Source organism: Actinospineispora eucalypti (assembly GCF_039543365.1).
Classification (GTDB): Bacteria; Actinomycetota; Actinomycetes; order Mycobacteriales; family Pseudonocardiaceae; genus Pseudonocardia; species Pseudonocardia eucalypti.
This window is the reverse complement of record NZ_BAABJP010000030.1, coordinates 116,386-129,960: the sequence shown is the minus strand read 5'-3', so window position 1 is coordinate 129,960 and position 13,575 is coordinate 116,386. Positions and strand designations below refer to the sequence as shown.

Sequence of the window (13,575 nt, the reverse complement as noted above, 5' to 3'; positions counted from 1 at the left end):
CTGGTCAACTGGCGCACCGCCGAACATCTACTATAGTGACTGGCAAATCTATGATGGTGTATGAGTGCGGAGGTCGTCGCCGTATGGGCAGGGTCGCGGTCGTCGCGCTTGGTGGCAATGCCATTACCCGCGGTGGTCAGGTTGGCACCTACGCCGAGCAGGCGGCCAACGCCGCCGCCATGGTCGAGGTGGTGTGCCAGCTGCGCGCCGCCGGTTGGACCGTCGTGGTGGTGCACGGCAACGGCCCGCAGGTGGGCAACCTGGCGGTACAGCAGGAGGAGGGCGCCAACCGGGTGCCCGAACAACCGCTTTTCGTGCTGGGCGCGATGACCGAGGGACAGCTGGGCAGCCTGGTGGAGCTGGCGCTGCGCAAGGCCGGCGGCCAGTGGCTGCCCGAGGTCGTCTCGGTGGTCACCCACGTGCTGGTGGACGCCGCCGACCCGGCCTTCGGCCGGCCGACCAAGCCGATCGGGCCGTTCCTGCCGGAGGCCGAGGCCCGCCGGCAGGCCGCCGTGCGCGGCTGGGTGGTCGGCGAGGACGCCGGGCGGGGCTTCCGGAGGCTGGTCGCCTCGCCCCGGCCGCTGCGCATCCTGGAGCTCTCGGCGCTGCGCGCGCTGGTGGAGCGCGGCGTGATCGTGATTGCCGCCGGCGGCGGTGGCGTGCCGGTGGTGGAGGAGAGCGCCGGCGGCTACCGGGGCGTGGAGGCGGTGATCGACAAGGACCTGGCGGCGCAGCGGCTGGCCACCGAGCTGGGGGCGGAGGCGCTGGTGCTGGTCACCGACATCCCCCAGGTGCTGCTCGACTACGGCACACCGCGCGCGCGTCCGGTGGAGGAGATGACCGCCGACGAAGCCCAGACCTACGCCGACGAGGGCCAGTTCCCGGAGGGCAGCATGGGACCGAAGATCGGGGCGTCGATCGCCTTCCTGCGCGCGGGCGGCCGCACGGCGGTGATCACCAACGCGGACCGCGCGGCCGCATCCCTGGAGCCGGGCGCGTCCGGTTCCGGAACGCGGATCGTGGCCACCCGGCAGCGTCTGGGGGCCGCCGGATGAGCCCGGTGTACCGGGTGGCCGTGTACCCGGACACCTACGTGGACTCGGTGATCCAGCTGTCCGGCACGCGGGCGATGCGGCAGGTGCCGGGCGTGGACTGGGCAGCGGCCGCGATGGCGGTGCCGGCCAACCTCACCACCCTGGAGACCGAGGGCTTCGAGCCGGGGGAGCTGGTCTCGGCCGGGGCGAACGACCTCTTCCTGGCCGCGCGCGGGGACTCGGACCGGGCGCTCGCCGACGCGATGGCCGCCGCCGAGGCGGCGATGTTCACGCCGCGCTCGTCCGAGGGCCGCTCCGGTGCCGACCGGCCGGCGCGGGATCTCGCGGAGGCGCTGCGCCGGCTGCCGGACGCCAACGTGGCGGTGATCTCGGTGCCCGGCGACTACGCCGCCCTGGAGGCGCACAAGGCACTCACCGCCGGGCTGGACGTGCTGCTGTTCAGCGACAACGTGTCGGTCCGGGCCGAGGTGGAGCTGAAGGAGCGGGCCAACCGGCTGGGACGGCTGGTGATGGGTCCCGGAGCCGGCACCGCGATGCTCGGGCGCACCTGCCTCGGCTTCGCCAACGTGGTGCGGCCGGGCCGGATCGCCGTGGTGGCCGCCGCCGGCACCGGGGCGCAGGAGGTGGCCGGCCTGGCCGACCGGTGGGGCGTCGGGGTCTCGCACGTGATCGGTCTGGGCGGCCGGGACCTGACCGAGGCTGTCGGCGGGCGGATGGCCCTGGCCGCGGTGAGGGGCCTCGCGGACGACCCGGAGACCGACGTCATCCTGCTGGTGTCCAAGCCGCCCTCGCCCGCCGTGGCCCAGCGGGTACTGGCCGCCGCCGGGGGCAAACCGCTGGTCGCCGCGCTGATCGGCCTCACCGGGGACGCACATGCCCCGGACGGGGTCGTGGTCACCCGGACCCTCGAGGCGGGGGCCGCCGCCGCCGTGCGGGCCGCCGGCAAGGCGGTGCCGGATGTGGCCGAGGACCTGGTCTCGCGGGTCGCGGCGATGGCCGGGTCGTTGGGCGAAGGCCGGACCCTGGTGCGCGGGCTGTTCTCCGGCGGCACGCTCTGCTACGAGTCGCTGGTCATCCTGACCGAGTTGGACGCGGCCCTCGGGCCGGTGCACTCCAACACCCCGCTGGACCCCTCGCTCGGCCTGCCCGTGCCGGCCGGCGCGCACAGCTGCCTGGACCTCGGCGAGGAGGAGTACACCAAGGGCCGGCCGCACCCGATGATCGACCCGGAGGCCCGCATCGCGTTGCTCCGCGAGCAGGGTGCCGACCCGGCGGTGGCGGCCATCGTGCTGGACGTGGTGCTCGGCCACGGCGCGCACGCCGACCCGGCCGCCGCGCTCGCCCCGGTCTGCGCGGAGATCACCGCCGGCGGTGGACCGAAGATCATCAGCTACGTGCTCGGCACCGACCTGGACCCGCAGGGCTACGCGGAGCAGCGCCGGCGGTTCGAGGCGGCCGGCTGCCTGGTCACCGAGACCGCCGCCCGGGCGTCGCTGGCCGCCGCCGCACTGGCCACCCGGCGTCCCGAACTGGCCGGGCGTCCGCTGTGACCGCGGGTGTGGCGCTTATCAGCCACTCCACCAAGCCCCGTGGCGGGTTGGTGCACACGCTGAGCCTGGCCGAGGCGCTGCACCGGCAGGGCTTCGGGGTGCACCTGGTCGCCCTGGGTGACCCGTTCGTGGGGCTCTTCCGGGCCACTGACGTCCCGCACACCGTGCTACCCGGTCCCACCAAGGAGGGCACCACGCTCACCGACCGGGTCTTCGCCTCGATCGACACGCTGGCCGACGGGCTGACCGGGCTCACCGGGTTCGACATCCTGCACGCCCAGGACTGCATCGCCGCCCGCGCGGCGGCCCGGGTGCGGGACGCCGGTGCCCCGGTGTCCGTGCTGCGCACCGTGCACCACGTGGACGACTTCACCACGCCCGCGCTGGTGGACTGCCAGCGCAAGGCGATCGTGGAACCGGACCGCGTGCTGGTGGTCAGCGAACAGTGGCGGCGCATCCTGCGCGAGGAGTACGGCCGGGAGGCCGAGGTGGTGCCGAACGGGGTGGACCCGGACCGGTTCCCCGCCCCGGCCGCCGACGAGCTGGCCCGGTTGCGCGCTCGCGTGGGCGCCGGTCCGGACCGGTTCGTGTTCCTCTCGGTGGGCGGCGTGGAACCGCGCAAGGGCAGCGTGCACGCCTTCCGGGCCTTGGCCCGGTTGCGCGGGCAGGGTGTGGATGCGGTGCTCGCCGTGATCGGCGGCCACTCGTTCCAGGACTACACCGCGTACCGGGAGGCCAGCCTGGCGCTGCTGCCGGAGCTGGGCCTGCGGCTGGGGGAGGACGTGGTGCTGCTCGGCACGGTGAGCGAGGCGGAGCTGGGCGGCTGGTACCACGCCGCCGACGCGCTGGCGTTCCCCTCGGTGAAGGAGGGCTGGGGGCTGGTCGTGCTGGAGGCGATGAGCGCCGGGCTGCCGGTGATCGCCAGCGATCTCCCGGTGTTCCGTGAGTACCTCACCGACGGCGTCGACGCGCTCCTCCCGCCGGTGGCCGACGACGCGGCCCTGGCCGACGCCATGCGCACCATGGCCCGCGACCCGGCCCTGCGCACCCGCCTACGCAACGCCGCCTTCCGCGTCGTCCCCCGCCACAGCTGGTCCGCCAGCGCCCTCCGCCACCAGGAGATCTACCTGGACTCGAACAGGGCGGCGTAGCGGGCCAGGTACAGCGGCCAGCCCTGATCTCCCTCGACGCCGCCGCGGACCGACTCCCAGCCGGGTCCGTGCCGGTCCAGGTGGCGGTGTTCCAGCTCCACGCGGGTGCGGTCCGGCGCCTCGGCCAGGAACCGGACCTCGACCTCGCTGGTCAGCTCGGGATCGGTCTCGATCTGCCAGCTCGGGCTGATGTCCCAGCTGAACACCACCCGGTCCGGCGGCTCGAAGGCCAGGATCCGGGCCCAGCGGCACTCGCTCCCGTCGGCCGCGCGGTCGTAGATGTGCCCGCCCACGTGCGGCTCGAACATCGTCTCGGTGATCGGCGCTCCGAGCAGGTTGTGCTCGGGCGGCTTGAACTCGCCGAACCGTTCGGTGAACGCCGTGAACGCCTCCTTGATCCCCACGTTCACCACGACCCGCCTGCTGACCACCACGGCCTCTGTCCGCGTCATGAACCCTCCTCTGTGGCTTGTTGTTCGGTGACGTCCACGTAGCTGGACAATGCCCTCTGCCAGAAGGTGTCGAGCTGATCGCGCAACGCGGCCACCGCCGTCGGATTGAGCCGGTAGATCCGTCGCGTGCCGACCGCGCGCTCACTGACCAGACCGGCGTCCTTGAGGACCTTCAGATGTTGGGACACCGCGGACCGGGTGACCGGTAACTCGTCGGCGAGCTGCCCCACCGCCATCGGCCGCTCGGCAAGCCGGCTCACGATGGCTCGCCGCGTGCCGTCCGCCAGCGCGCCCCACCCGTCACCAACTCGGTCAGTATCCACTAACGGTTAGCGTCCACTAATGGAAGGGCGGCGTCAAGTGCTCGGCGCGAACTCCCGACTAGTGCGGGTGGCCGTGGTCGTGGCCGGCGGGGCGGTGGGTGAGGGTTTCCGCGCGGGTGTCCAGCTCGTCGGGGGTCAGGGTGCCGGTGGCGGTCAGGACGTCTTCCAGGGCGGCCAGCCAGTGGTGGTAGTAGCTCCAGGGTTCGCGGGCCGGGCCGGCCGCCTCCCACGCGCCTATCCGGGCGATCAGCGCGGCCTGGAACTCCGGCCATTGGAAGGCGCCCGAGTCGTACAGCGTGACGGCCATGCCGAACGCCCGGCTCTCCCAGGGCGCGGCGAAGACCAGCTCGCCGTTGGAACGGGGTGGTGCGGCCGGCCCCTCGACGGCCAGGGGCGCGGTCACGGTGCGGACACCTTCGCCACGCCGACCATGGCGTCCCGGGTGACCAGGGCGACCAGCTCCTCCTCGGACAGTCCCTCGGTTCCGGCCGGGCGCTGGGGGAGCACCAGCCAGCGGACCTCGCTGCTGGAGTCGCGCACGGTGATCCGCACGTCGGGCGGCAGTTCGAGGCCCATCTCGGCGAGTACCTTCCGGGGTTCCCGGACCACCCTGGCCCGGTACGCCGGGTCCTTGTACCAGGACGGCGGCAGCCCGAGCACCGGCCACGGGTAGCACGAGCACAGCGTGCAGACCACCACGTTGTGCTCGTCGTCGGTGTTCTCCACGACCACGATGTGCTCGCCCTGCGGGCCGGCGAACCCCAGCTCCTTGATCGCGGCGGTGCCGTCGGCGAGCAGGCGCTGCCGGTACTCCGGGTCGGTCCAGGCGCGCGCGATCACCTTGGCGCCGTTCAGCGGGCCGACCTGGGTCTCGTAGGTGGCGATGAACTTGTCCATCACGGCGGGGTCCACCAGGCCGCGCTCGGTGAGCAGCTGCTCGAGCGCCTCGGTGCGCAGCGCGGCGGAGGGGTGTTCGGACGAGGGACTCATGCGACCGGCTCCAGGTAGCTCTCGAACAGCTCGATGGTCAGCGTGAACGGTTCCGCGTCGGTGCCCCACAGCTCGCGGGAGTCGAATCCGACGGTGTAGACGTGTTGCGGGTTCTCGCCCTGGAAGTGGGCGTGGGTGTCCGGCAGCAGCGACGCGGGTTGCAGCTGCCGCACCACCCCGGTGTGCCCGCGCACGTAGGCGGGCAGCCGGGTGTGGCCGGGGGACGGCTGGTCGCCCGCGCGCACCCGCTGGCCCACCCGGAAGGCGGGCGCCTCGTCCACGGCGCGCAGCGAACCGGGGCCGGTGGGCGCGTAGTCGGGCTTGTTCGGTTCCGGGACGGGCGGTTCCGGCACGCTCTCTCCGGCCAGGTTGCGTGCCCGCGCGTCGATCGCCCCGAGGGCCAGGATGGCGCTGTCGGTGAGCATCAGCTCGGTGGCGTTGAGCCAGCGCCCGTAGTACCCGTCGTCCAGGTACCGGGACCGGTCGAGCCGCTCCAGGGCGTGCCGGAACGCGTCGAGGTTCTGCCCGGAGATCCGACCCATGGAGAGCAGCGTCAGCGCGAACGCCCGGCTCTGCCAGCGCTCGGCGAACACGGGTTCGTCCGGTCGGGGTGGGGACGCCTTGCCCCAGCCGGCGGTGCCACCCATGTCCGCGATGCCGTCCACAGTGCCTCCTACGAGGGCCGCCTACGATGAATGACGGACGTTTAGCATAGTAGATGGAGCGATCTACGCCAGACCGGAGGCGAAATCGAGCAGTGCGTCCCGGAACGGGGCGACCGGCGCGGTGGCCACCCCGGCGCCCACCTGTCCCGCGCCGGACGAGGCGTGCAGGATTCCGGTGGTCACCTTGGGCGTGATGCCGGATTCCACCACCTTGCGCACGTCCACGCCGAGCGGGGTTCCCCGGAAGTCCATCGGCGGCAGGGTGAACCGGGTGCTGGTGCCCGCGCAGATCGCCTGGAAGCCCTCGGTGGCGGCGGCCGCGTCGGCCATCGTCCCGCCGAGGAAGGCGGCCACCGCGGCCGACCCGCCCGCCGCCGGCCCTCCCAGCCCGGTCAGCTCCAGCACGGCGCTGTCCCCGATGTCCCGCGCGCTGGTCTCGGGCCCGTGGCCCGAGTAGTAGAGGGCGTCGCCGACCGGCGGCGCCTCGGCGATGTGCCAGGCCGGCGAGCCGGCCAGTTTGATGCCGAAGGTGCTGCCGTTGCGGGACATGGTGGTCACGATGCTGGCGCCGGAGACCCGCTCGGCCCACAGCTGCAACGACTTGGCCGCCGCCATCGCCACGTTCAGGTAGAACAGGTGGTTGCCGGCCAGGTACTCCGCGAACGGGCCGCGAACCGCCGAGGGCAGCCCGGCGATGAACGGCAGCCAGGTCCGGGTGAGCAGGTTGGTCGCCGCCTGGGTGCGCATGTGCAGGTCGTCGCCCATGGTCACGCCCTGGGCGGCGATGGCCAGGACGTCCAGCGGCCCGGCCTGCTCCAGGATCCGGCCGACCGCCGGCCCGGCCACCTCGGCCAGGAACCGCAGCCGGGCGACGGCGCCGTCGGTGTCGCGGCCGAACCAGGCGGTGTCCCCGGGCCCCTGGTTCAACCCGGAGAACGCCCGCTCGCCGCCCTCCGCGTGCTCCACCACCAGCACTGGCGCCGACGGACCCAGCGCGCTGGCCATCGGCACCACGGTGTCGTGGTGGTTGGCCGCGTCCAGCCGGACCGCGCCCTCTTCCAGCAGCCGGTCCGCCTCGGCCACGTCGGCCGCCCACCCTTCGGCAACCACGGCCGCCCGGATGGACCGGCGCAACGGATCGCAGTGCGACGCGTAGGGCAGCGGCGGACCGCAGTGCAGCACCAGCCGGCCGGACACCCCGGGCACCGCCGCGCCCACCGTGGACACCCCGACCAACCGGGGCACCCCTTCGTTCAGCCGGCGCACCACCTCGGCGTTGGCCGCGTCGATCCCCGCCGCGTGCGGACCGTAGAGCCGCTCCAGGGCGCGCAACGCCTCGGCGTCGCCGCCGGCCGGGATACGCCAACCCACCTGCTCCACCGGGCGGCCCTGTGCGCGCACCGCGTCGGCGAACATGGGCAACCCGATGTTGACGACTTCCACCCGCTCCGGGAGGGAGATCGCCGTCACGGCCGGCGACCGATCTGCAACAGCGGCTGGGCGCGTTGCACCAGGTTCAGCGACGAGCAGGCCTGGCAGCGGGCGCACCCGGCGACGGCGGTCTCGGCGGACAGCCCGCGTTCCGCGAGGAAGCCGGCGACCTTGCGGTAGATCGGTTCGGTGTACTCCCGGGCCGGCGCGGGCACCCGCTCCATCAGCGAGCCGGCGACCGGGCGCAGCGGCACCACGAACGGGTACACGCCGATGTCCACCGCGCGTTTGCACATCTCCACCGTGAGATCCGGGTCCTCGCCCATGCCCAGGATGACGTACGTGGACACCCGGCCCTCGCCGAACAGCCGGACCGCCCGTTCCCAGGTCTGGAAGTACCGCTCGATACCGGTGCGCGCCTTGCCGGGGGCGACCCGGGCCAGCACCTGGGGGTCGAAGGACTCGACGTGGACGCCCACCGCGTCCACGCCCATGTCGTGCACCTGGTCCAGCACGGCCAGGTCGCGGGGCGGTTCGAACTGCACCTCCACCGGCAGCCCGGCCGCCTCCTTCACCGCCCGCGCGCACCGGGACACGTACAGCGCGCCGCGGTCCGGCGCCACCGAGGAACCGGTGGTGAGGGTGGCGTCCACCGCTCCGTCCAGGTCGCGCGCCGCCACGGCCACCTCGGCCAGCATCTCCGGGGTCTTCTTGGCGATGGTCCGGCCGGCGGACAGCGACAGGCCGATGCCGCAGAACCCGCACTGGTCCGAGGTGCCCCAGTAGTTGCAGGTCTGCACGACCGTGGAGGCCAGCGAGTCCAGGTGCAGCAGGGCGATCTGGTGGTAGGGGATGCCCTCGGCGGTCTCCAGGTCGTAGAACCGGGGGCGGGCGGTGCGGGTCACCGAGGCGACCTTCTCGTCATCCCGGTAGATGCCCTGGCCGTCGTCCTCGGCGCGCAGCGAGTAGGGGGAGTCGCTGCTCGGCGGCACGGTGACCGGCACGCCCTCGATCCACAGCATGCCGGAGTCGGAGGGTCCGGCCCCGCCCTTGCGGGAGTTCGCCAGCGAGGTCTCCAGCCTCAGCCCGACGGCCTGCAGGTCCATGATCAGCGAAGCCACCCGGGACGGGGCCAGGACATCAGTCATTCATTCATTATAGTAGTTAAAAGTCACTATCCGATACGGTTGGTTGGCCAAGGCCGGTGACGCGGTACTCGTCCAGTCGCAGTGCCACCGCTCGTTCGCCCGTCAGCTCCAGGGCCAGCTCGCCGGAGGCGTCCAGGGTGCCGACCACCTCGGCGGCCAGCCCGCGCCCGGCGAACGCGGCCCGGCAGTCCGCCTCCCGGCCGGGCGGCACGCAGAGCAGGAAGCCGTAGCTGGGGAAGCAGTTGAACCAGCGGGTCAGCGGGACGCCATCGGGCGCGGGCACCCGCGCCACGTCGACGGTGACGCCCAACCTGCCCGGTTCGAGCAACATGGCCAGCGAGCCGACCAGGCCGGCCATGCTGATGTCCTTGGCCGCCACCACGATGCCGTCCCGGGCCAGCGCCGGGAGCAGTCGCACGTCCCCCGCGCACCGGCTGCCCCGCTCCCGGAACGCCGGGAAGAACGGGAAGTCGGGCCGCATCTCGCCGTCCAGTGCGGCCGCCACCACCAGGGACTGCCCGGCGCGGGCGTTGGTCACCGACAGCGCGGCCGGGGTGCGGCCGACGCCGAACGCGGAGATCGCGGGCTCGCCGTCGTGGATGGTCAGGTGGCCGCCGATGATCGGCACGTCGTACAGCTCGGCGGCTTCCCGCATGCCGGCCAGCGCCTCCCGGGCCAGCGCCTCGGTGCCGACCACGGTGTCCACGATGCCGAGCGGCTCGGCGCCCATCGCGGCCAGGTCGTTCACGTTGGTGAGCACCGCCGCGAAGCCCGCGCCGTGCGGGTCGGCGCGTACGAACGGCGGGAACAGCGCCTCTCCACAGGCCACGACCCCCTGGTCGAGCACCGCGCCGTCGTCGCCCGGGCCGCCCACCCAGTCGGTACCGCCGAGCACCTCGCCGACCAGCGCGATCTCCGCCTTGGCGTGCAGCCCGGGATTGGCCAGCGCGGAGTCAACCAGGTCGGCCAGCGCGTCGGTGACCAGCTCAGCCACGGAGCAGCCACCACACCGCGCGGGCGGGCTGCCGACCGGGGTTGTGCCAGCTGTGCGTCCGATCGGTGGGGTAGTGCAGGGTGTCGCCGGCGGCCAGCTCGTAGTGTTCGCCGGCCACGTCGACGGCCAGCGTGCCGTCCAACAGGAGCAGCATGGCCTCGCCCCGGCCGAGCGACCGGGCCGGCCCGCTGGACCCGCCGGGCTCGATCACCGCGTGCACCGCGTCGCCGTGCAGCCGGTCGTTGGGCACCGCCAGCCCGGTGGCGGCCACCCCCTCGGCGCCGGTCGCCCAGCTGGCCGGGGCCGGCGGTCGTTCGCCGGCGCGCACGTGCACGGCCACCGGGATGGCCGGGGTGGAGTCGGCGACGAAGTGGCTGATCGGCTGGCCGAGCGCGGCGGCCAGCTTGAGCAGAGTGGTGATGGTGGGAACCATGTCGCCGCGTTCCACCTTGTGGATCGCCGCCGCCGAGACATCGGCGCGCGCCGACAGCTGCTGCAGGGAGAGGCCGAGCCGCTGCCGCAGGTCCCGCACCTTGGGGCCGATCGCCCCGACGATGGGTTCCCATGACTGGGTCGGTGTGGGCTGCTCGGCGTGCGTCCCCGGCAGGCTCATCGGTGACTCCTCCGGTCGGCATCCAGGTCGGTCCGTAGACGTGTCGGATCATAGACGTCGTCACCCATCATAAACGGTGCACGCGCTGGTTGGATCGCCGTGTGACCCTCGACGACTTTCCCCGCCACCCGCTGCTCTTCGGCCCCAGCCCGGTGCACCCGCTGGAGCGGCTGACCGCGCACCTGGGCGGGCCGAGGATCTGGGCCAAGCGGGAGGACTGCAACAGCGGCCTGGCCTATGGCGGCAACAAGACCCGCAAGCTCGAGTACCTGGTGCCGGACGCGTTGGCCCAGGGCGCGGACACGCTGGTCTCCATCGGCGGTGTGCAGTCCAACCACACCCGGCAGGTCGCGGCCGTCGCGGCCCGGCTCGGGCTGCGCGCGGTGCTGGTCCAGGAAAGCTGGGTGGACTGGCCGGACCCGGTGAACGACAAGGTGGGCAACATCCTGCTGTCCCGGGTCATGGGCGCCGACGTGCGCCTGGTGGACGCCGGTTTCGGCATCGGGGTGAAGGACAGTTGGCAGCGGGCGCTGGACGAGGTGCGGGCTGGCGGCGGCAAGCCCTACCCGATCCCGGCCGGTGCCTCCGACCACCGGCTGGGCGGCCTGGGCTTCGCCAACTGGGCGCGCGAGGTGGCGGAGCAGGAGGAACGGCTGGGCGTCTTTTTCGACACCGTGGTGGTGTGCAGCGTGACCGGTTCGACGCAGGCCGGCATGATCGCCGGGTTCGCCGGGCAGGACCGGCCGCGCCGGGTGATCGGCATCGACGGCTCGGCGAAGCTCGAGGAGACCACCGCGCAGGTGGCGAAGATCGCCCAGAACACCGCCGAGCTGATCGGGCTGGGCCGCGAGCTGCGCGACGAGGAGATCGTCGTGCTGCCCGGCTGGGCCGGCGACCGGTACGGCATCCCGGTCGAGTCCACGCTGGACGCCATCCGGCTGTGCGGCTCGCTCGAGGGGGTCATCCTGGACCCGGTGTACGAGGGCAAGTCGATGGCTGGCCTGGTCGACCTGGTGCGCGGTGGGGAGATCGGCAAGGGCAGCACGGTGCTCTACGCCCATCTCGGCGGCCAGCCGGCGCTGAACGCCTACCACTCGCTGTTCGGCGGGGAATGACCCGAGCCGCTGCCCGGCGGCGGGAACGCGCGAGTTCTCGGGCGCTAGACGTCGACCAGGTCGCAGACGAAGACCAGCGTCTCGCCGGGAGCGATCACACCGCCGGCGCCCTGGTCTCCGTAGGCCAGGTGGGCGGGGATGACCAGTTGCCGGCGGCCGCCGACCTTCATGCCCTGGACGCCCTTGTCCCAGCCGGGGATGACCTGGCCGATGCCGAGCTGGAAGCTCAGCGGGGTGCCCCGGTTCCAGCTGGAGTCGAACTCCTCGCCGTTGGACCAGGCGACGCCGACGTAGTGCACCGAGACGGTGTCGCCGGCCTTGGCCTCCGCGCCGTCGCCCTCGCGGATGTCGGTGATCTGCAGGTCGGCGGGCGGCTGGCCGCCGGGGAAGTCGACCTCGGGCTTCTCACTGCTCATGCCGGGCCACGCTACCGGCGCCCGGGATCAGCGCCCGCGCTGGGTGGAGGCGCGCACCACCAGCTCGGGCTCGAAGACCACCTGCCGGTGCTCGTGGGAGAGCCCGCCGGCCTCGTCCAGCAACAGCTCGGCGGCGGTCCGGCCGAGCAGGTGCCGGGGCTGGCTGACCGAGGTCAGCGGCACCGAGGCGGCCTCGGCGAACTCGATGTCGTCGTAGCCGACGATGGCCAGGTCCTCCGGCACGCGGTAACCCATCCGCACGGTCTGCTGCAGCAGGCCGAGCGCCACCAGGTCGTTGACGCAGAACGCCGCGGTGGGGCGGTCGCGGGCGGGTATCGCGGCCAGCCGTTCGGCGGCTTCGCGGCCGGCCGCGAAGTCCAGCGCCTGGGTGTGCAGTACGACCAGGTCGCCGGGGTCCCGGCCGGCCCGGCCCAGCGCCCGGCGGGCGCCGGTCACCCGGTCCCGTACCTGGCTCAGCGTGTCGGGGCCGCCGACGAAGATGATCCTCCGGTGGCCGAGCTCCAGCAGGTGGGTCACCGCCAGGTCGCCGCCGAGCACGTCGTCCACCGCGACCGAGCAGGCGCCGGGCCCCGAGCTGCGGTCCACCAGGACCACCGGGGTGCCGCGGCCGGCCAGCTGCCGGATGCGCTCCTCGTCGGTGCCCACCGGGGTGACCAGCACGCCTTCCACCCGCTGCTGCTCCAGCAGGTCCAGGTAGGCATCCTGGCGGGCCGTGTCCTGCCGGCTGTCGCACAGGTACACCGCCAGGCCGGCCGCGTCGGCCGCCTCCTGCACCCCGCGCGCCACATCGGTGAAGAACGGGTTGGACGCGTCCAGCACCACGTAGGCCAGCGTGCGGCTGCCGCCGCCGCGCAGCTGCCGGGCCGACTCGTTGCGCACGAACCCGAGCGCGGCGATGGCCGCGAGCACCCGCGTGCGGGTCTGCTCGCTCACCCGCTCCGGCCGGTTGATCACGTTGGACACGGTGCCGAGCGAGACGCCCGCGCGGGCGGCCACGTCCTTCATGCTCGGTGGACTGGGAGCCACCCGCGGAGCCTAGCGACACGCCACGTCCGGCGTTGGCGCCCGGTGTGTCGCTTCGCGCTCCGCGGAACACGCTCCCCGCGGCCGGCCGGGGTCAGAGCTTGCGTAAACCGTTGCGCAGCAACGTGAAGGCCGCCTCCGCATCGGCGACGGCGTTGGGGTGGTGTTGGTCGGCGGACCGGCCCTGACCGAGGTGGTTCGCGTTGTCGTCGGCCAACAGGTGCTGGGTGGCCGCGAGCTGTGCCGCGGCCAGGCGTGAGTGGAGAGCACCGGCGTCCGTCGTGTTCCGTAGTGCGTCGGCCAACAGGGCGGTATCGCGCCCGCGCAGTGCCAGCAATCCGTTGACCAGCACTGGATTGTCATTGATCAGCCGGTAGAGGCCGAGCACCCTCCGATCGTCGCAGAGACCGGTCACCGGATCTCGCCGGTCCAGTCCCGCCAGGAAATGTGCGCGCAGCGCGGCTAGCGGCGACCACCGCTGGGGACGTTCCCGCACGACTCGGGCGTCGCGGACAACCTCGCCGAGTTGATCTCCGCCTGACCCGCCGGCGCCACGCTGGTAGGAGTCCGTCGGATAGAGCGAGCGTGCCTGAATCCGCGACTCACCGTACCCGGATCCCCGACTCAC

16 protein-coding genes are annotated in these 13,575 nt (G+C 73.1%); 4 read left to right on the top strand and 12 right to left on the bottom strand.

Features of this window, described 5'->3' with window-relative positions:
• Nucleotides 1–83 precede the first annotated feature (83 nt).
• Genes ABEB12_RS25640 through ABEB12_RS25630 form a run of 3 tightly spaced genes read left to right on the top strand, consistent with a single transcriptional unit; the run spans nucleotide 84 to nucleotide 3,756 of the window.
• Complete coding sequence (locus ABEB12_RS25640) at nucleotides 84–1,055, top strand: carbamate kinase (RefSeq protein ID WP_185062326.1); 972 nt, start codon at nucleotides 84–86, stop codon at nucleotides 1,053–1,055.
• The gene (locus ABEB12_RS25635; protein WP_185062325.1) at nucleotides 1,052–2,605 is read left to right on the top strand and encodes a protein FdrA; all 1,554 of its coding nucleotides are present in this window, start codon (nucleotides 1,052–1,054) and stop codon (nucleotides 2,603–2,605) included. The genes ABEB12_RS25640 and ABEB12_RS25635 overlap by 4 nt, the downstream gene beginning before the upstream one ends.
• Entirely contained in the window at nucleotides 2,602–3,756 is a 1,155-nt protein-coding gene (locus ABEB12_RS25630; protein ID WP_185062324.1) for an MSMEG_0565 family glycosyltransferase, read from the top strand. The genes ABEB12_RS25635 and ABEB12_RS25630 overlap by 4 nt, the downstream gene beginning before the upstream one ends.
• Here the strand turns inward: ABEB12_RS25630 and ABEB12_RS25625 are convergent.
• The 9 genes from ABEB12_RS25625 to ABEB12_RS25585 all read right to left on the bottom strand — a co-directional run bounded on the left by ABEB12_RS25625 (nucleotide 3,729) and on the right by ABEB12_RS25585 (nucleotide 10,372).
• The gene (locus tag ABEB12_RS25625) at nucleotides 3,729–4,208 is read right to left on the bottom strand and encodes an SRPBCC domain-containing protein (RefSeq protein WP_185062323.1); all 480 of its coding nucleotides are present in this window, start codon (nucleotides 4,206–4,208) and stop codon (nucleotides 3,729–3,731) included. The two genes, ABEB12_RS25630 and ABEB12_RS25625, sit on opposite strands and share 28 nt — an antisense overlap.
• Entirely contained in the window at nucleotides 4,205–4,531 is a 327-nt protein-coding gene (locus ABEB12_RS25620; protein ID WP_345703140.1) for an ArsR/SmtB family transcription factor, read from the bottom strand. The genes ABEB12_RS25625 and ABEB12_RS25620 overlap by 4 nt, the downstream gene beginning before the upstream one ends.
• A gap of 58 nt (nucleotides 4,532–4,589) precedes the next feature.
• On the bottom strand, nucleotides 4,590–4,934 hold the full coding sequence (locus tag ABEB12_RS25615) for a nitrile hydratase accessory protein (RefSeq protein ID WP_185062322.1): 345 nt from the start codon (nucleotides 4,932–4,934) through the stop codon (nucleotides 4,590–4,592).
• Nucleotides 4,931–5,521, bottom strand: a complete 591-nt coding sequence (nthA, locus tag ABEB12_RS25610; protein WP_185062321.1) for a nitrile hydratase subunit alpha — start codon at nucleotides 5,519–5,521, stop codon at nucleotides 4,931–4,933. The genes ABEB12_RS25615 and nthA overlap by 4 nt, the downstream gene beginning before the upstream one ends.
• Complete coding sequence (gene nthB, locus ABEB12_RS25605; RefSeq protein ID WP_185062320.1) at nucleotides 5,518–6,186, bottom strand: nitrile hydratase subunit beta; 669 nt, start codon at nucleotides 6,184–6,186, stop codon at nucleotides 5,518–5,520. The genes nthA and nthB overlap by 4 nt, the downstream gene beginning before the upstream one ends.
• 63 nt (nucleotides 6,187–6,249) lie before the next feature.
• Nucleotides 6,250–7,656, bottom strand: a complete 1,407-nt coding sequence (locus ABEB12_RS25600) for a YlbE family protein (protein WP_345703139.1) — start codon at nucleotides 7,654–7,656, stop codon at nucleotides 6,250–6,252.
• Entirely contained in the window at nucleotides 7,653–8,765 is a 1,113-nt protein-coding gene (locus ABEB12_RS25595; protein ID WP_185062319.1) for an MSMEG_0568 family radical SAM protein, read from the bottom strand. The genes ABEB12_RS25600 and ABEB12_RS25595 overlap by 4 nt, the downstream gene beginning before the upstream one ends.
• 16 nt (nucleotides 8,766–8,781) lie before the next feature.
• Nucleotides 8,782–9,759, bottom strand: coding sequence for an AIR synthase related protein (locus ABEB12_RS25590; protein ID WP_185062318.1), 978 nt, complete (start codon nucleotides 9,757–9,759; stop codon nucleotides 8,782–8,784).
• Nucleotides 9,752–10,372, bottom strand: coding sequence for a cupin domain-containing protein (locus ABEB12_RS25585; protein ID WP_185062317.1), 621 nt, complete (start codon nucleotides 10,370–10,372; stop codon nucleotides 9,752–9,754). The genes ABEB12_RS25590 and ABEB12_RS25585 overlap by 8 nt, the downstream gene beginning before the upstream one ends.
• A 101-nt stretch (nucleotides 10,373–10,473) precedes the next feature.
• Here ABEB12_RS25585 and ABEB12_RS25580 point away from each other — a divergent pair, with 101 nt between their 5' ends.
• Complete coding sequence (locus tag ABEB12_RS25580) at nucleotides 10,474–11,487, top strand: 1-aminocyclopropane-1-carboxylate deaminase (protein WP_185062316.1); 1,014 nt, start codon at nucleotides 10,474–10,476, stop codon at nucleotides 11,485–11,487.
• 44 nt (nucleotides 11,488–11,531) lie between these two features.
• On the opposite strand, the gene ABEB12_RS25575 is transcribed toward ABEB12_RS25580, so the two are convergent.
• The 3 genes from ABEB12_RS25575 to ABEB12_RS25565 form a co-directional block, all read right to left on the bottom strand.
• Complete coding sequence (locus tag ABEB12_RS25575) at nucleotides 11,532–11,903, bottom strand: FKBP-type peptidyl-prolyl cis-trans isomerase (protein WP_185062315.1); 372 nt, start codon at nucleotides 11,901–11,903, stop codon at nucleotides 11,532–11,534.
• A gap of 27 nt (nucleotides 11,904–11,930) precedes the next feature.
• Nucleotides 11,931–12,929, bottom strand: coding sequence for a substrate-binding domain-containing protein (locus ABEB12_RS25570; protein ID WP_185063064.1), 999 nt, complete (start codon nucleotides 12,927–12,929; stop codon nucleotides 11,931–11,933).
• A gap of 112 nt (nucleotides 12,930–13,041) precedes the next feature.
• Entirely contained in the window at nucleotides 13,042–13,335 is a 294-nt protein-coding gene (locus ABEB12_RS25565) for a hypothetical protein (RefSeq protein WP_185062314.1), read from the bottom strand.
• Nucleotides 13,336–13,575: the final 240 nt, after the last annotated feature.